The sequence below is a fragment of the Treponema sp. OMZ 838 genome (genome assembly GCF_000775995.1).
Taxonomy (GTDB): domain Bacteria; phylum Spirochaetota; class Spirochaetia; order Treponematales; family Treponemataceae; genus Treponema.
The window spans coordinates 2,077,029-2,093,519 of record NZ_CP009227.1; the positions used below are offsets into that span (position 1 = coordinate 2,077,029).

Genomic DNA, 16,491 nt, shown 5'->3' on the forward strand with positions numbered 1-16,491 from the left:
AATCTATGCCTTCAGTATATGTAAGTTTCTGTGCATATACTGAAGGTGTCTAGTGTATTATCAGTTATCCCCTTACAAATTATCGAATAATCATATTTTAGTATTGATTTTGCCGAATGTGAATATTGACAGTACCGCTTCTGAGATTGTAGTATTCATTATGAATTTAGGCGTTGCGCTTTGATACGAGGAGTTATTGTATATGAAAAAAGCTGTGTCATACAAGTATTCAAAACAGCGGGAGGCATTGTTTAACCTATTATGTTCTACTCATACGCATCCTACGGCTGCGTGGCTGTATGATAAACTTCGGAAAGACTTTCCTCACTTGAGTCAGGGAACCGTTTACCGTAACTTAAATATTCTTGCCGAGCAAAAACGAATCAAGGTTATTAATGTTGACGGTACCTTTGCTCATTTCGATGCGGATATGAGCGCTCATAATCACGTCATCTGTACCCGGTGCGGCAAGGTAGAAGATGCGTTTATGCCGTCCGATGAAGATTGTGAGAAAAAGGCTGCGGAGATGAGCGGCTATCGCATTGATTCACATCGGTTTGATTTTTTCGGACTGTGTCCTGAGTGTCAGTGTCTTGAAAAGGATTGAGTTCTATAGTAATTTATTCATGCGAAAAACTTTCGCACTAGACAAACTTCTTTAAGAGCTCTATGAGTTTTTTAGATGTCTGGATATCCGTTTAGAAATGGAGGTTGTAATGAATAAAACACTGAAAACATTGTTTTATATTCTCTGTGTTTGTGTTCTGTTATTCGGTTTCGGTGCTTGTGCATCTAATAAACCTAAGCCGGAGCAAAAACCTGAATCGGTAAAGCCTGCTGATTCGGAGAAAACCGAAGAACAGGTAAAGACAGCTCGTCTACTGGATGAGATGGCAAAGGCTCGTACCGAAGCGGTGAACGTCAAGGCAGATACGACTTATCCTGCGCAGTTTAAATCAGCCGACGATACGGCGGCCGAAGCAAGAAAGAGTTATGAATCAAATAACTTTGCTGAAGCACAGGAAAAGGCTCAAAGAGCTACCGCTCAGTATCGTACTCTGGCTAACCGAATGAAGATCGCCGAGTTAAAAGCAAAGATCGACAAAAATAAATTTGCTGCCTATGATGCGGAAAGCTATAAAAAGGCTCAAGATTTATCTGCAAAGATACCCGCTCTTTATGAACCTGATCCGGCAAAAGCTTTTGAAACCTCTGAAGAAGCACTGAATTTCTATGAGAAGGTAAAAGAAGCCGGTTTTGCTTCAATGATGGGTGATGCAAAAAAGAAGGCCGATGAAGCACGTTCCCGCGCAGATTCGGTTAAAGCGGCTACGGCGATGAAAGACCCGTATACAAAAACGGTGAATCGTTACCGCACAGCAGGAATTGCCGCCGGTAATAAGAAGTATGAACAAGCGTATACGGGCTATATGACCGCTTCCGATGAGTTTAACGATATCTACGAAAAGGTGAAAGTTAAACGGGCACAGGCAAATGATGCAATGGAACGGGCAAAAGCTCGTCAGGATGCCAGCAGCAAGCTTGCAAAAGAAGCCGACCGCGAAGCGCCGTTGCCGGAAAATGCGGAAGGTTTTTCCGAAGAGCCGGTTAATCTTGACGAATTACAGCGTTCTACAAATACCGGCAATACAACGTCATCCGGTAACGGGAGGTAACCCATGAAAAAAACAGCGATTCTCTGTACCGTATTCTTCGTATTAGGAGCTGCGTTACTATTTGCCGTATCGTATGATAATAATGAGTATCAGCGGAAGAGCCGCGCTTATTCCGAATTGGCACGGCGAGCATATAGCGAAGGTGATTATGACGCTTCTATAGAGTATTCACGGCTTGCCGAAGAGAATGCTCAAAAATCGGCTGATTATATTCAATATATGCTTGCGCGTGTTGAAGCTGAACAAGCAATGAATAGAGCACGCACCCGCTATACATGGGCGAAAAACAACAAAGCTGAAGAGAAATATCCTGAAGCATTTAAGACAGCAACTGAGGCTTTAAAGGCAGGAAATACCGCATTTGGAAATAAAGACTTTGACGTTGCGGTTGTCTGCGCAAAAAAAGTTTTGGATGCACTTGCTGTCGTTACCGGTGATGAATCCGGTTTCACAACGCTCCCGGCTCAATACCGTATCCGCACATGGCGCGGTGAACGGGACTGTTTATGGAATATCGCAAAGGATAAGGCTATTTATGATAATCCGTATCTGTGGCGGAAGCTGTATGAAGCGAACAAGAATAAGTTGCCCGATCCTAACAACCCTGATCTGGTTGAACCCGGTATTATCTTGACAATTCCGAGCCTCCGCGGCGAAAAACGCAGCGGTATGTACGATCCTGCGGTAACCTACGAAAAATTACCGCCGGCTAAAAAGTAAGAAATAATCATCTGCGAACCTCTAAAAACAAAAGTTTTTAGAGGTTCTTTTATATTCCCGTCCATCAGCGGCAAGGATAAGCTCGCTGATAAAAGAAAAGTGCCGTGCACATAAGCGCGTGGTCGTAGGATCCCGTTCCCATTTTGTTCAATACCTCTTCTACGGGAACCGCCTCGGCTTCTAAAAACTCATCTTCATCCAAATGCTGTGCCTGCGTATCCGATTCACAGTCTGCAAAGTAGATATGGCTTTTATTTCCCATAATTGCAGGGTTGGGATACACTTCACCGAGCAGCGTTAAGTTGCGTCCTGTTTTTCCCGTTTCTTCCAGCAATTCGCGCCGTGCTGCCTGCTCCGGCGTTTCTCCTTCATCGACTACACCACCGGGAAATTCGATCGATAAGTGCGCTGAACCGTGCCTCCACTGCTTTACCATCAAAAAATAATGCTGCCCCTTCCCATCGGTGATACGGGGAATAACGATAACCCATTCCGGTGCGGACAATGTCGAAAACGTCTTTGTTTCGTTGTCGGGCGAAAGACTGGTAATTTCGTTGACGGTAAATACCCGTGTGGTGCATATTGCTTTTGTAGAAACGGGTTTCCATGAAAGACTAGGATTTTTTTGCATAAAAATAGAACCTTCCTTTGACATAATGAGCATTTAGCCTTATTCTATAGAAGAGGAGGCTTTATGGCAATTATCACAATTTCACGGCAAATAGCTTCTTACGGCGATGAAACGGCTTTAGAGTTGGCAAAATCGCTTGGCTACGAGTTTATCGACAAAAAAAACTTGGAGAAAGATCTGATTGACAGGGGTGTTTCAAAAGAGTGTCTTGCTCATTATGACGAGCGGAAACCCGGCTTTTGGGCATCGCTTTCCCGTAACCGCGACGCCTATTTTGATTATTTACGGGAAATCGTGTACGGATATGCGCTGAAAGGAAATAGTATCTTTATCGGCCGCGGCGGTTTTGCGTTATTACGCGGTATCCCCGGTTGCTATGCAGTACGGCTGGTAGCCTCTGATGAGGTGCGGATTGCGCGGTTGATGAAAGAGTTCGATTGGTCCGAAAAAAAAGCCCGTGCTTTGATGGCAGAAAGCGATGCCAACCGCGAAGGATTCCATAAATGTTTTTTTGACATGAAGCCGGAAGACCCTACCCATTACCGCCTTGTTATTAATACCGATTTTGCTACCGCACCGCTTGCCGCAAGTATTATTACTCATGCATGCAAGGATGCTATTTCTCCTGAAGAAGAGCAGGAAGGGCTCAAGCGTATTTCGGAACTGTTACTGGGACAGCGGATTGTCAATTTGATTGCATTTAAGGAAGAACTCCCGATTTATTTTTTGGATGCGGAAGTGTCCGATACACAGATTGTGCTGCATGGAGTTGCGGACTCTGTTGCCTGTATCGACAAAGCGCTTAAAATAGCCGAAGACTTAGCTCAGGGACGTTCGGTATCAACACAGATCAGCATTGTTAACGAATATAAGCCCTATCCATAGCTGATGCGGTTGCTCCGGGAGTTTCCGTTCTCTTGACTATCCCTTATCTTCATTGTAGACTTATTCCGTTATATCCGGTGGGCGGTCGTTTGATCTAAACATCGGATAGAAGGAGATACACTATGATCAGTAAGAAATTGGAAGACGCTTTGAACGACCAAATCAACAAAGAGTTCTATTCGGCGTATTTATACCTTGGGATGGCAGTGCATTTTGAAGCGGAAGGTCTTAAAGGCTTTGCCAAGTGGATGAGGGTTCAGGCAGGCGAAGAGCAAGGCCATGCGATGAAGATATACGACTATCTCTTTTCGGTCGATGCAAAGCCCGTGTTAAAGGCGATTAAGGAAGTGCCGGTGCATTATGCCAAGCCTCCGGTAGAAGTTATTCAGGAAGTGCTCAAGCACGAACAGTTTGTAACCGCTTCCATTAACAGTCTGTACGAACTCGCCCTTGCGGAGAAAGACTACAAAACGCAAACTTTCCTGCAGTGGTTTATCAACGAGCAGGTGGAAGAAGAAGAAAACGACCGGGATATCCTCGATACCTTTAAATATATCGACGGGAATGCCGGTTTGCTTATTCTGGATAGAGAACTCGGCAAGCGGGAGTAACTCCATACGGGGAGTTCGCTGCCGTCAAGTGTGAAAAGTTGGAAAGGAGTGTTTTTGGATACCTCATATACAATCGTGTTGGAAGATCAGACCGTATTGTCTTCCTTATGCGGCGCAAATGATGAGAATTTACAGGTTTTTGAAACCTATTTAGGTGTTCCCGTTATCTGTCGGGGAAATGAAGTAACGGTGTTAACTTCCGACCAAGCGGTTTGCAATAGGTTTCAAAAACTCATCGACACTCTTTTGAAAAGCCCAGAAATTACCTCGGAAAGTTCTGCCGAGTTTATCGCCTCCTGCGTTGCTAATAGTGTGCCGCAGGGGGGGGCTTTTTGTCCGCAGTGTATTCATATTCCGCGTGGTATAAAATCCGTTTATCCTAAAAATAGAAAACAGGCAGCGTTGATCGATTCGATCTATACTAATGATATAACGTTCGGACTCGGCCCCGCCGGTACAGGAAAAACCTATATTGCAGTTGCGCTTGCATTAAAACTGTTGCTGTCGCACAAGATGCGCAAGCTTATTTTAACCCGCCCTGTCGTAGAAGCCGGCGAAAGCCTCGGGTTTTTACCCGGCGACCTTGTTCAGAAAATAAACCCGTATTTGCGTCCGCTCTTCGATATTATGGAAACACTGTTGCCTGCCGATGTGCTGCGTAGCATGGAAGAGTCCAATACCATCGAGGTGGCGCCGCTTGCCTATATGCGCGGGCGGACACTGCACAATGCCGTTGTCATTTTGGACGAAGCACAGAATACCACGAAAGAACAAATGAAGATGTTTTTGACGCGGATGGGCGAGGGTTCAAAGCTGATTATTACCGGCGATCCATCCCAATCGGATATCCGCGGAAGATCGGAGTCGGGGCTTGTTCACGCCGTTTCTTTAATCCGCACCATTGACGGAATTGGAATCGTTGAATTTTCTGCGGATGACGTAGTCCGTCATTCGCTGGTACAAAAGATAATTAATGCGTATGAAAAACAATAACACCGTATTTTTAAGGGATAATCCAACTCTTGCGGACTATAGCGGAGTCATCGAATGAAAGACGAAAACAATTCCGGATATATTAAAGCAGTAGTATTGCCGTCTATCACGGGTTTTTTCTGCAAAATTAAAGACGGTTTTCGAACGGAAAAAGTTTTTTCCATTCTGTTTATTGTAAGTTTTTTTGTTGTTATTGCAGCGATGCTGTTTACGACGCTTGACCGCGGCGGGCTTGCCTACCTAAACCTTGATGAATTTGCCGTAGGAAGAGTGGCTGAACGCGATGTTATTGCAGGCAGGGATATTTCCTACACGGATCAGTCTGCGACGGAGATAAGAAAAGCTGCCCGATTACAGACAGTTACACCTATTTTTAGGCAGGATGCCGAGCTGGTATCCGAAACGCTCAAAAAATATGATGAGTTTGTTTCCTTTATGCTTGCCTTACACAATGATACCGAAGCGATCTTTGAAGCGCGGATACAGGAAGAATATCCGGGCTTTTTTGACGCGCAGGTTTTGAAAGATTTACAAAAGGTAAAGCAATTTGAAGGGATCTTATCCGCCGCGCAAGCTGTCGTCAAACAAGTGATGGCAGTCGGTATTGCCGAATTTCCCGAAAAAGGACTCGAAGGGTTTAATCAAACGGAAATGACGCTATTGGTACAGCGCGGAAATAACCGCGAGTACATCAACATTCAGACAAGTTCTGTTATTAAAAAAGAGAATCTCGATGCATATATCAAAAATGCAATACGCTCCTTGAGTGCACGATTTGATGCTAACATCATAACAGCGCTCATTAAGCCGTTTTTGCAGCCGACCATCATTTACGATGAAAAAGAAACCAACCTGCGGGTACAGGAAGCGCTTAAACAGGTTCAGCCGGTGATTGTAACCATCCAGAAAAGTCAAAAGATTATTAAACGGGGATTTATTATTACCACGGAAAACTACCGGCAGCTGCAGGCCTATGCAGATGCGGGAAATTATATTGATATCAATAAATTTTTAGGGCTTTCGGCCTTTATTCTGTGCCTCTATATCATCGGTATCTTTATGTTTTCGGCACAAGCAATAGGGGATCGGTTAAAAGAAAGCCGAAAAATCTTTTTATTGCTGATTTCGCTTGCCGTGTATCTTATCGTCCTCTTTACGGCAAAGGCGCTATCCCTTGTACAGGCACTTGATATTATTCCATTTATTCCCGCAGCACTGACCGCTATGCTGGTAGCGACGCTTGTTTCCTCACAGATTGCGATACGGATAGTGTTTTTGATCATGCTGATTGTGCTGACGGCAACCGGTTTTAAACTTGAACCGGCGCTCTTTGCGCTGTTCTCCGGCTTGTCGGCTGTCTCATTGATGAATTTAACCGGACGGCGGATGGATTTAATTAAAACAGCCTGCCAACTTGCGGTCATTCACCCGATTATTACCTTTGTACTGTGCGCGGTATTTCCGGACTCATACAGTGACTTTGTCTTTGTGCTGCTCGGCTCGGTCATAAACGGCTTTATCAGCGGCATCTTTGTACTCGGCTTCCTGCCTATTTTGGAAGACCGGCTGAATACGCCGACCTGCTTCCGCTTGATGGAACTTTCCGACCTTAACTCTCCGACGATGAAGCAGATGCTGTTGACGGCTTCCGGTACCTATAACCACACGATGATGGTTGCAACATTGGCGGAAGCAGCCTGCCGCGAAATCGGGGCAGACGCGCTGTTGGCGCGGGTCGGCGCGTATTACCACGACATCGGCAAGATGGCAAACAGCGAATACTTTGTCGAAAATCAGACTTCGTATAATAAGCACTTGGATTTAAACCCGCGGCTTTCGGCGGCCATTATCCGCAGTCACGTAAAAATCGGGGTGGAAAAAGCGGAAAGTATGAGGCTGCCCCGGGAAGTTATCGACATTATCGGGCAGCATCACGGTAATTCTTTGGTACAGTATTTTTATGCTAAGGCGAAAGAGCTCGACCCCAATGTCAGCCCCAAGGATTTTTCGTATCCGGGGCAGCCGCCGCGTACCAAAGAGGCCGCCGTAGTGATGCTTGCCGACGTGAGCGAAGCTGCCTGCCGGACATTAGACCATCCGTCGGTGCCGCGGCTCGAAAAGTTTATTGCGAAACTCGTTAAAGGTAAAATGGAATCGGGGCAGCTTGATAACTGCGATTTAACACTGCGGGAATTGCGCATTATTCAAGAATCTTTTGTAACGACGCTTGCAGGGTATTACCATTCCCGTATTAAGTATCCGAATCAAAAAGATCCTGATGAAAAAGAAGGTGCCGGCGGCAAAATTCCCGATGAAAAAGCTGCATCCCAGGATACTGCGGCTGACAAGACTGCCGATGACAAATCGATACAACAGGGAACTCCGGCGGTAAAAGAAATTTCGCCGGGAGTAAAAAATTACCTGCAAATAGACCTCGGATTAGCAGCATCTGAAAACACAGTCGATACACCGGCATCAGAACCACTGGCAACAACGCAGTCATCAACCGTGACATCGGAACAAACTACGGGAGTAAAGCAGGGGCTGCCGGATGGGAAGAACAACAAGGAAGAATAACATGAATACTATTGCGATTACGTGGCAGGATATCCCCGAACCGAAATGGGGTGCGCAGATTTTGCCTTTTTTAGAGGCGGTACTTACACAGCTTGAACACACGAATTGGGATTTATCCGTTGTGTTTTGCCGAGATGCGTTTATTCATGAGCTGAATAAAACCTACCGGCATATCGACTCGCCGACTGACGTACTTTCTTTTGAGCAGGGCGACGAATACGATGATGAAGACGGGAGTTTGCGTTTTAATGCAGGAGATATTGTAATTAGCCTCGATAGTTTGCGCTCAAATGCCGAAACTTTTAATGTAACGATGAATGAAGAATTAAAACGGTTGCTGATACACGGTATTTTGCATCTGAGCGGTATGGATCACAGTGATAACGATCCGCAGCAGGAAATGCTGCAATTACAGGAAAAAATACTCAAGGAATATAGTAATACGGTAATCTATCAGGAATAAGTATGGGGATATTTGATAAACTGAAAAAAAAGCGGGCGGTATCCGAGATTTTGCAGGATTCGCTCAATGAAGAAAAAGAAGATATGATACGCGGTGTGGTAGATCTTTCCGACACCGCAGTAAAAGAAGTGATGATTCCGCGCATCGATGTCGATTTTATTCCGTTGGATATGGAAACGGAAGAATTGCTGAAACGTGTCGCGGAGAGCGGTCATTCACGGTTTCCCGTCTATGATGAATCCATCGATAATGTGGTAGGTATCCTGTATGTGAAGGATTTAATCAATTCATTTGCAAAAAAAGAACCGATCGATTTGGAAAGAATTATCAGAAAGCCGTTTTTTGTACCCGAATCCAAGCGTATCGACGGCCTATTACGGGAATTTAAACGCCGACACGTGCATATTGCAATTGCAGTTGATGAATACGGCGGTATTTCGGGTATTGTCTGTATGGAAGATATTATCGAAGAGATTGTCGGTGATATCCAGGATGAATTCGATAATGAAGGGGAAGATATTTCTTCTATCGGCGAGGGACTCTGGCTCTGTGATGCCCGTGTCGATATGGACGATTTAGCGGAATGTCTGCACACGGAACTGCCGTCCGATGAGTTTGAAACGCTCGGCGGTTTTGTTTTTGACTTATTTGGAAAAATTCCCGTGCGTTACGAAAAAGTACGGTGGAAGAACTTTGATTTTATCGTTCAAGATATGGACGGGCATAAAATCAATACCGTGAAAATTGCTGCGGTCAAAGATGAGGATCAATAAAGGAAGATTTATGCGTAAAAATAGTCTGTTTAGTGTATTTCTGCTCTGCGTTGCGCTGCCTCTTTTGGCTTCTCCTATTCAACTCTTTGAGAAAGGAAAGGAGCTGCAATACCATGAAAACTGGTACGGCGCTATAGAACTCTATCAACAGGCGTTAAAAGAAAATCCCGCCTATAATGCCGTGTATCGAGGCTTGGCCGAATGTTTTTACGCACTGGGAGAATATGATCAAGCTATTGTCTACGCGGAAAAGGCACGCCGCTACTCTCCGCAGGATGTCGATATCGAAAACCTCTATGCATTTATTCTGATCGGTATCGGGCGTATCGAAGACGCACAAAAGATTTTTTCGAGTATTCTGAACCGTTACCCGAACAACCTTGACGCACGCTTCGGGATGGCAGAAATCGAGGTAACGGGCGGCCGCTTAACCAATGCTTCGGAACTGTACACCGCCGCGCTCCGCCGCCAAAGCGAAAACCGCAAAGCGCTTCTGTCGCTTGCGCTGCTCAGCCACGAAACGGGTAATAACAAAGCGGCTGAGAGTTACATCAGCCGCGCCCTGCAATACCACGGGGATAACGCGCAGGTGCATTACTTTGCCGGTTACCTTTCCGCCCTTGCAGGAAACCTGAACGAAGCGGAAGGACGTATCCGTGCGGCGCTGACTATAGACGAAGACTATGATAAGGCGCGAGCGCTGCTCTGCTCGCTTTTATATAGCTCCGGCCGTTACCGCGAGGCGATGTCCGTAGCCGATTTGCGCATTGCGGGCGACCGTAAGCGTGCCGATGCCTGGTATGTAAAAGCGCTCTGTTTAATGAAGCTGACGCAAAAAAAGCAAGCATTTGAAGCCGCGCAAATCGGGCTTTCCGTCGATACCGAAAACGAACTGATGCGTACCCTGCTTGAGGATATCGCCGTTCAAACCTTTGAGTTTGAAGATACGCAGCGGAAGGAGCTCGCCGGCGCACACCGCATAAAGGGCGATGCCTTTTTAAACCGCAACATGACCGACCAAGCCTTATATGAATACCGGCGTGCTCTCAAGGTGTATCCGTATGACACGGAAAGCCGGCAAGCGTATGCCAATATCCTGATGCGGCAAGGCTTTTACGAGCGTGCCATACAGCAGCTTGAATTTATTCAGTCCATCGAAAAAAGTACCGCCCGAATCAATGACACGGTAGAGGCTTACAGCAAGATGCTCGACCACTCGGTGCGGAACCGCTGGAAGATCGATCCGCTGTATTTGAATAAGGCTCACCTTTCTATCGGGCTTTTTTATCAGGTAAATGCAGCCAATGTGTTTCACCCCGAAGCGGAAAAACTCACCGCAGCGCTGATAAACGATATTCTTTCTTACAACCGCCGTTTTGCGGTTTCCGCCCATCTGGATAGCCCCAGTTCTTATATGGAAGCGTTCAGACAGGCGCGCACTGCCGGAAACGATTATTTCGGTATCATCAATTTGCAGGAAAACGAGCGGGATATACAGATTACGCTCGACCTTTATGTCGGACGTACCGGTTCAAAAGCGGAAACCTTAACGGTGTACCGGTCGGGTAATGATCGGTTCGGTAACGCAGTCCGCCGTATCATCGGTCTATTTAATCAAGCAATGCCGGTTATCGGCAGTATTGCCGGGCGCTCCCAAGCGGAAGCGGTTATCGATATCGGTTCGGGCGACTGCGATTTTACCGATTATACTATCGAAATCGTCAAAAAGGGAACGCTCACGATTGCGAATGAAGGCATCGGACTCTTGTACAATGAAAAAGATGTACTCGGTACATTCACGATAGGGCGTATTTCGGAAGATCTTACTGAAGGAACACTTACGCGGAAGGGGTACTACGATAGAATGACGAAAGGCGATATGGCGGTGCTTATTTACACCGATCCGGCAAAGACCGGCGGGAAAGCCGAAAAAACCGTCGACGGCACCGATCCGCGCGGGCAGCAGATGTCGCAGCTGTTGTCGCTCTTACGAAGCATCCGCTAACCTTTTGAAAATATACGGCATATCTACTTCGTTGCTGCGCACAAATTAATCCTCAACGTATCAAAGATACGCCTGCGGTTAATTTGTGCTCGCGCCTCGTATCTACGCCGTCTATTTTCAAAAGGCGCTGGTTCAAAAATATCCGGCGCATTTACTTCGTTGCTGCGCACAAATTAATTCTCAACGTATTTTTCTTATTTTCCTTGCCAAAATGATTACTCGTGCGCTATATATCGGGTATGACTATACATTCAAATGTACGGGAAAAACCGGATATACGGGAGCGCCTTTTGGCGCATGGAGCGGAACAGCTGAGCGATGTTGATTTGCTTGCAGTTCTTTTACACACCGGTATTGTGAATAAGCCGGTAACAAAACTTGCCGAAGAGATTATCCGACATATCGATACACGTAAAACGGAAAGTATCGAAGCGGCGTTAAAGACTATTAACGGGATAGGAGCTGCGAAGTTATCGACGATACTTGCAGCGTTTGAGCTTGGCAGGAGATATTACGGTGTCGGAGGTGAGAAAGTCCGGCATCCGAGTGATATTGTTCCATTCTTACGGCATTATTCGGTGCGTAAGCAAGAGCAGTTTATCTGTGTATCGCTGAACGGGGCGCACGAAATTTTGGCAATCCGTGTGGTTTCGGTTGGGACGCTGACCCATACGCTCGTGCATCCTCGTGAGGTATTTGCCGATTCGCTTGCAGACAGAGCTGCCGCAGTTATTCTTGCCCACAACCATCCGTCAGGTGCTTTAACGCCTTCTGCTGAGGATTTAAACTTGACAAAGCGACTCTGTGAGGCCGGACGGCTCTTAGGAATTGAGGTGTTGGATCACATCATTCTGTCGCCGAACGGCGAGTACATGAGCTTTATCGAAGCTGGCTTCCCGCTCATATAAGGAAGCGGTGTAGGTACTACACAAGCAGATGCGGGGCTGCTTTTTGCAGCGGTACTCTTACCGGCGCAAAAAGTTGCGGAAGGCGTAAGCAGGATAACATTTTGTGTTACCGGAATAAAACCAGCCTTTTATTGCTTCAAACGCAGCAGGGTATAAGTAGGGCATAGAAGCTTCTGATATTTTCTGCTTTAAAAACAGATCGAGCCATCCGAGTATTAACAGTCTGTAGCGCATATAAAGTTCGATATCGAACCAACCTGAAAGCATATTGCCTTTGCTATCGAGTCCGCTGCTATGAACACCGTTCTTAACGGCAAAAAAAGCCGTGGGCGCAGATGTATTGCAGTGTTCGTAAAATTTAAAGGTTTTTTCGGGATATGCAACATTATCCTTGTTGCCGGTAATAATAAGAACGGGAATGTGCAGAGCTGTTAGATCGGTACCGAGAACCTCATTTTTGCCTCCGACTCGTTCTACCAAAGAAGATGCTCCGTTATACGGATTCAATGCAATCACGGCACCGATATCGGGGATTGATTTTGAAAAGTGCAGCGCCGCTGTTCCTCCCATAGAGTGACCGATTATTGCTATTTTTTGCATATCCATCCGCTTAAATAAACAGCTTTCGGTATTTTCGTTTGCCGTTTTTAAAAGTGTATATGCCGATTTAAATGCAGCGATAAACTCTTCGGGGTAACTTTTCTCTTTTGCCGACAGAATCGCTGCGACATATCCTTGAGAAGCAAGATAACGGGCAAGGCTTGCATTCGGCTTTTTTGAAACATGCCAGCCATGGCTGATAATAACGAGTGGGTAGGTTCCCTCAAGTACCGGATAAAAAACCGTGAGCGGAGTATCTAAAACACCTTCATCGGTTAATTCAGGCGCTGAAAAAGCATGATTGAGTTCATAGTTATAGATGCGGTTATATTTTTTGAAGGACTCAGGGTTTAATACGGCAACTTCATATTCGAGCTGTGCGTCACCGGTTTGTGCATACAGCACAGCTCTTCCGTTCATCGGAAGCAGTAAGACAAAAAAGAAAAATATACGCGGTAAAAAAATATTGTTTTATATGTTTTCATAACATCTGAAGAGCCAGCAGCTTATCGTACGGGCGTATTTCGATAGCCGATTGCGGAACTGCTAAAGCATCAAGCAGCGTATCGAAAATAATCTGTGCATTACGGATATGCCGTTCGTAAGCGGCAGTATCGGAACCTTCATCGGGGTAGAGAACCTCGATTTCTAAAAAATACCCGATCGGATGTATGAAGGATAGCTCCGCCGACACCGATCGAGTATCTTCAAGTATGTCTGCAGAAAACAAGTTTGAGTGTGGAACAAAAACTTTTGTCTCCTTTTGTTTCTTTGTGGTACAGGTCATACCGAGGCTTTCGAGCATTTCGGTAAATACCGGTACGGACACAGCTGCAAGCTCAAATTCGAGTTCGCGGTTGGTTTCTATCGTATCGGTATAGTGTTTCTGCTTATGCGTTACGAAAACCGTTTCTTTGTCCCTAATCAGTTCCCGCCGTACCCGTACCGTTTTTTCTCCGAGTGTCCAGTACCGGTCGGTCTTGGTGCAGCGGAGTGAAAAATCTGCGATACGGGATAACAGCGCCTCGGTTTTTTCAGGATGCTCAAGATGCGCTTTTAATTCGATTTCGTGCATACGCTCATCTGTGCCAATATGGAAAGCGGGCTGACGTTACGCTTGAGTACCTGTTTTAACCGCACGAGCAAGTTCGGCGCCTCGTTCTTCAAGCAGCCGAATATCTGCGTCGAGCAGCTTGCCCTGCCATTCATATTGCTCCAGCTGGTTCCATTTCAGAGCGGCTATTTTTTGCTCGTATTCTTTCTTTGCGCCGCCCGACCATCCCCAGTTTCCGATACGCAGTACCGTTTTATCGGTAATGTGCTTGCGTTCAAATAAATCCAATACATACGCCATCGGCGGGAACATCTTGTATTCATAGGTAGGCATCGCAAGCACCAAGCCTGCCGCCTTGTACGCATTACCAAGTATGTAGGATACGTCCGTGTCGGGTATGTCGTGGATGGTGTAGGGGACTTGTTCGGCTTCAATTCCTTTGATGACGGCATCGAGCCCTTGTTTGGTATATCCGTACATGGAACCCCAAATAATACAGATTTCTTTTTCGCATTCGCCGCCGGTGTTGTAACCTGCAAACCGTTTGTAAAGGGAAAAAATACGATCGGGATGGGAACGCCAAATAAGACCGTGACTCGGCGCAATACATTTGATATCCAGCGCTGCAAGTTTGTCCAACGCCTTTAAGACGAATGTACTGAAACTTGCGACGATATTCGAATAATAGCGCAGCGCTTCGGATTCGTAAAACTTCAGTTCTTCCTCCGAATGCTGATCGTCAAAGATCTTTTCGCCGATAGCGCCGTACGAGCCGAATGCATCGCAGGAAAAGAGGATTTTAGTGGCAGGCTCATAGGTCATCATTGTTTCAGGCCAGTGTACATTCGGTGTTTCGTAAAATTGGAGAACTTTTCCGCCGCCAAGGTCAAGACTATCTCCCGTCTTAACCGCACGGAGGTTTCCCTGTACCTTAAAAAACTTTTCGACTATCGCCAGCCCCTTTGACGTACTGATAACTTCCGCCTGCGGATTACAGGAATGGACATATTCAATCAGATCGCAATGGTCGGGTTCCAGGTGATTCAGAATAAGGTAATCGATGTCCTTGAACGAAAGCCCGATGGATTCCAGTTGTTCCGTATAGCTTTTTAACGAGCCGTCCCAATCACGAACAATGTCGATCAATGCGGTCTTTTCGCCTTTTACAATATATGAATTGATGCTTACTCCTTGAGGAAGCATCCACAAACCTTCAAAACGGCTCGTGCGTGCACAAATATCCGCATGGATACAATATATGCCTGTACTTATTTCTTGCGCTTTCATAGTGCCCTCCATAACGTCTAAGGAAAAACTCTCATTTGAATTGAGGCTCGGTGAGCATCAAGTGATATTGGTACCGGCGGGTACCGGCGTTTCGGGTTTTAGCAGAACGCAGATCGATGAATCTTCGGATTCCGCGCAGAGCAGCATACCTTCGGAAATATGCCCGCGCATTTTAGCAGGCTTGAGGTTTGCAAGCACGATAATCTCTTTGCCGACCAATTCTTCGGCAGTGTAGTAGTCTACTAAGCTCGAAACGATTTGGCGCGGCTTTTCTTCGCCGAGGTCTACCTGTAAAATGTAGAGTTTTTCCGCATTTTCAGCTTTTACACATTCCAAAACCTTGCCGGTTTTCAGCTGCAGTTTTGCAAAATCATCATAGGTAATTATTTCAGTTGTGTTTTCACTCATGCTGCTTAGTATATGAGAAAGAGCCGAAAACTGCAAGCCGAGGAGAGTGTAATTGCATCGGACTTTTTTTTCATTTTTTTAATATTTGTGCTTGACGTTTAGGGGGGGGGGGGGGTAATATAGAAGAGAAGTTATGCACAATGTGTAACTTACGTTCGCCGTATGGCGGACGTATTTTCAAAAACGTAATGCATTATTGCATTATGTAAAGGAACGAAAGATGAAAAAACTTTCATTACTTGTAGCACTCACCGTGCTTGTCGGGAGCGCCCTGTTTGTTACCAGCTGCGGTGGAAAGATACAGGCTGATACTGTTTGGCAAAATAAAGCCGACCCCACTACGTATTATTGTTTTTGTGCGGATGGACAAATGATTACCGCTTATAAGTACGGTGGTACGCTTACAAAGGTTTCTACATTATCAGGTAGCTATACTGCAAAAAACGGAAAAATTAAAGCTCCGATAACCAGCCATCTTGAGGCTGACTATAAAATTAGCGGCGAAACGATGACGATATCAATGTATGGTGTAACGATGCATGAATTAAAGAAGGTTTCTAGCCCTACAGTAGCAGAGATGAAAGCCTTGTTTGTTACCGGTGTTGCCGACGATTCTGTTTGGCAAAATAAAGCCGCCCCCACTACGTATTATTGCTTTGGTGCGGACGGAAACATGATTGTCGCCTCTAATGCACTGGGATCTCTTGTAAAGGTTCCTATGCTGTCAGGTTCCTATACTGCAAAAGGCGGAAAAATTAAATGTCCGCTTACAGGCGGTCTTGAGGCTGACTATAAAATTAGCGGTGAAACGATGACAATCTCACTGAATGGTGTAGAGATGTATGAACTAAAGAAGGTTGCTAGTCCTACAGCAACAGAAATGAAAGCCCTTTAAAAAAA

At 45.7% G+C, this 16,491-nt stretch carries 17 protein-coding genes; 12 read left to right on the forward strand and 5 right to left on the reverse strand.

The annotated features are described in order from the left end of the window. The first annotated feature begins 202 nt into the window (after nucleotides 1–202). The 3 genes from QI63_RS09475 (at nucleotide 203) to QI63_RS09485 (ending at nucleotide 2,396) form a co-directional block, all read left to right on the forward strand. A complete protein-coding gene (locus tag QI63_RS09475) occupies nucleotides 203–607 on the forward strand; it encodes a Fur family transcriptional regulator (RefSeq protein ID WP_044015842.1) in 405 nt (134 codons plus the stop codon). 109 nt (nucleotides 608–716) lie between these two features. After that, nucleotides 717–1,676 (forward strand): hypothetical protein, encoded by a 960-nt coding sequence (locus QI63_RS09480; protein WP_044015845.1) that lies wholly within the window; start codon nucleotides 717–719, stop codon nucleotides 1,674–1,676. Between the two features lie 3 nt (nucleotides 1,677–1,679). Next, a complete protein-coding gene (locus QI63_RS09485; protein WP_044015847.1) occupies nucleotides 1,680–2,396 on the forward strand; it encodes a LysM peptidoglycan-binding domain-containing protein in 717 nt (238 codons plus the stop codon). Nucleotides 2,397–2,460: 64 nt separating this feature from the next. Here the strand turns inward: QI63_RS09485 and QI63_RS09490 are convergent, their stop codons facing one another. Further along, the gene (locus QI63_RS09490) at nucleotides 2,461–3,027 is read right to left on the reverse strand and encodes an NUDIX hydrolase (protein WP_044017285.1); all 567 of its coding nucleotides are present in this window, start codon (nucleotides 3,025–3,027) and stop codon (nucleotides 2,461–2,463) included. Between the two features lie 63 nt (nucleotides 3,028–3,090). On the opposite strand from QI63_RS09490, the gene QI63_RS09495 reads away from it, so the two are divergent. From QI63_RS09495 to radC, 8 genes are all read left to right on the forward strand, one after another. Then, complete coding sequence (locus QI63_RS09495) at nucleotides 3,091–3,912, forward strand: cytidylate kinase-like family protein (RefSeq protein WP_044015849.1); 822 nt, start codon at nucleotides 3,091–3,093, stop codon at nucleotides 3,910–3,912. Between the two features lie 122 nt (nucleotides 3,913–4,034). Continuing rightward, the gene (locus QI63_RS09500; protein ID WP_144389683.1) at nucleotides 4,035–4,523 is read left to right on the forward strand and encodes a ferritin; all 489 of its coding nucleotides are present in this window, start codon (nucleotides 4,035–4,037) and stop codon (nucleotides 4,521–4,523) included. A 54-nt stretch (nucleotides 4,524–4,577) separates the two neighbouring features. Next, nucleotides 4,578–5,516: a PhoH family protein gene (locus QI63_RS09505; protein ID WP_044015852.1), complete on the forward strand. Its 939-nt coding sequence runs from the start codon at nucleotides 4,578–4,580 to the stop codon at nucleotides 5,514–5,516. Between the two features lie 54 nt (nucleotides 5,517–5,570). Then, a complete protein-coding gene (locus QI63_RS09510) occupies nucleotides 5,571–8,093 on the forward strand; it encodes an HD family phosphohydrolase (protein WP_044015855.1) in 2,523 nt (840 codons plus the stop codon). Between the two features lies 1 nt (nucleotide 8,094). Then, nucleotides 8,095–8,556, forward strand: coding sequence for an rRNA maturation RNase YbeY (ybeY, locus tag QI63_RS09515; RefSeq protein ID WP_044015857.1), 462 nt, complete (start codon nucleotides 8,095–8,097; stop codon nucleotides 8,554–8,556). Nucleotides 8,557–8,558: 2 nt separating this feature from the next. Continuing rightward, nucleotides 8,559–9,329: a hemolysin family protein gene (locus QI63_RS09520; RefSeq protein ID WP_044015859.1), complete on the forward strand. Its 771-nt coding sequence runs from the start codon at nucleotides 8,559–8,561 to the stop codon at nucleotides 9,327–9,329. Nucleotides 9,330–9,339: 10 nt separating this feature from the next. Then, nucleotides 9,340–11,334, forward strand: coding sequence for a tetratricopeptide repeat protein (locus QI63_RS09525; RefSeq protein WP_044015861.1), 1,995 nt, complete (start codon nucleotides 9,340–9,342; stop codon nucleotides 11,332–11,334). 239 nt (nucleotides 11,335–11,573) lie between these two features. Beyond that, nucleotides 11,574–12,242 carry a RadC family protein gene (radC, locus tag QI63_RS09530; RefSeq protein WP_044017289.1) on the forward strand — a complete coding sequence of 223 codons (669 nt, stop codon included), beginning with the start codon at nucleotides 11,574–11,576 and terminating at the stop codon, nucleotides 12,240–12,242. Nucleotides 12,243–12,299: 57 nt separating this feature from the next. Here radC and QI63_RS09535 read toward each other — a convergent pair whose 3' ends face one another. From QI63_RS09535 to metG, 4 genes are all read right to left on the reverse strand, one after another. Then, entirely contained in the window at nucleotides 12,300–13,262 is a 963-nt protein-coding gene (locus QI63_RS09535) for an alpha/beta hydrolase family protein (protein WP_081984434.1), read from the reverse strand. Between the two features lie 61 nt (nucleotides 13,263–13,323). Next, the gene (locus QI63_RS09540; protein ID WP_044015865.1) at nucleotides 13,324–13,917 is read right to left on the reverse strand and encodes a CYTH domain-containing protein; all 594 of its coding nucleotides are present in this window, start codon (nucleotides 13,915–13,917) and stop codon (nucleotides 13,324–13,326) included. A 36-nt stretch (nucleotides 13,918–13,953) separates the two neighbouring features. Beyond that, a complete protein-coding gene (locus QI63_RS09545; protein WP_044015867.1) occupies nucleotides 13,954–15,183 on the reverse strand; it encodes an FprA family A-type flavoprotein in 1,230 nt (409 codons plus the stop codon). Between the two features lie 57 nt (nucleotides 15,184–15,240). After that, on the reverse strand, nucleotides 15,241–15,591 hold the full coding sequence (metG, locus tag QI63_RS09550) for a methionine--tRNA ligase subunit beta (RefSeq protein WP_016523396.1): 351 nt from the start codon (nucleotides 15,589–15,591) through the stop codon (nucleotides 15,241–15,243). Nucleotides 15,592–15,811: 220 nt separating this feature from the next. On the opposite strand from metG, the gene QI63_RS09555 reads away from it, so the two are divergent. Continuing rightward, nucleotides 15,812–16,486, forward strand: a complete 675-nt coding sequence (locus tag QI63_RS09555; RefSeq protein ID WP_044015870.1) for a hypothetical protein — start codon at nucleotides 15,812–15,814, stop codon at nucleotides 16,484–16,486. Nucleotides 16,487–16,491: the final 5 nt, after the last annotated feature.

Excerpts from the sequence above, each read along its gene's own strand:
- QI63_RS09475 (WP_044015842.1), top strand. The coding sequence starts at position 203 with ATGAAAAAAGCTGTGTCATACAAGTATTCAAAACAGCGGGAGGCATTG.
- QI63_RS09480 (WP_044015845.1), top strand. The coding sequence starts at position 717 with ATGAATAAAACACTGAAAACATTGTTTTATATTCTCTGTGTTTGTGTT.
- QI63_RS09485 (WP_044015847.1), top strand. The coding sequence starts at position 1,680 with ATGAAAAAAACAGCGATTCTCTGTACCGTATTCTTCGTATTAGGAGCT.
- QI63_RS09490 (WP_044017285.1), bottom strand. The coding sequence starts at position 3,027 with ATGCAAAAAAATCCTAGTCTTTCATGGAAACCCGTTTCTACAAAAGCA.
- QI63_RS09495 (WP_044015849.1), top strand. The coding sequence starts at position 3,091 with ATGGCAATTATCACAATTTCACGGCAAATAGCTTCTTACGGCGATGAA.
- QI63_RS09500 (WP_144389683.1), top strand. The coding sequence starts at position 4,035 with ATGATCAGTAAGAAATTGGAAGACGCTTTGAACGACCAAATCAACAAA.
- QI63_RS09510 (WP_044015855.1), top strand. The coding sequence starts at position 5,571 with ATGAAAGACGAAAACAATTCCGGATATATTAAAGCAGTAGTATTGCCG.
- ybeY (WP_044015857.1), top strand. The coding sequence starts at position 8,095 with ATGAATACTATTGCGATTACGTGGCAGGATATCCCCGAACCGAAATGG.
- QI63_RS09520 (WP_044015859.1), top strand. The coding sequence starts at position 8,559 with ATGGGGATATTTGATAAACTGAAAAAAAAGCGGGCGGTATCCGAGATT.
- QI63_RS09525 (WP_044015861.1), top strand. The coding sequence starts at position 9,340 with ATGCGTAAAAATAGTCTGTTTAGTGTATTTCTGCTCTGCGTTGCGCTG.
- radC (WP_044017289.1), top strand. The coding sequence starts at position 11,574 with ATGACTATACATTCAAATGTACGGGAAAAACCGGATATACGGGAGCGC.
- QI63_RS09535 (WP_081984434.1), bottom strand. The coding sequence starts at position 13,262 with ATGAACGGAAGAGCTGTGCTGTATGCACAAACCGGTGACGCACAGCTC.
- QI63_RS09540 (WP_044015865.1), bottom strand. The coding sequence starts at position 13,917 with ATGCACGAAATCGAATTAAAAGCGCATCTTGAGCATCCTGAAAAAACC.
- QI63_RS09545 (WP_044015867.1), bottom strand. The coding sequence starts at position 15,183 with ATGAAAGCGCAAGAAATAAGTACAGGCATATATTGTATCCATGCGGAT.
- metG (WP_016523396.1), bottom strand. The coding sequence starts at position 15,591 with ATGAGTGAAAACACAACTGAAATAATTACCTATGATGATTTTGCAAAA.
- QI63_RS09555 (WP_044015870.1), top strand. The coding sequence starts at position 15,812 with ATGAAAAAACTTTCATTACTTGTAGCACTCACCGTGCTTGTCGGGAGC.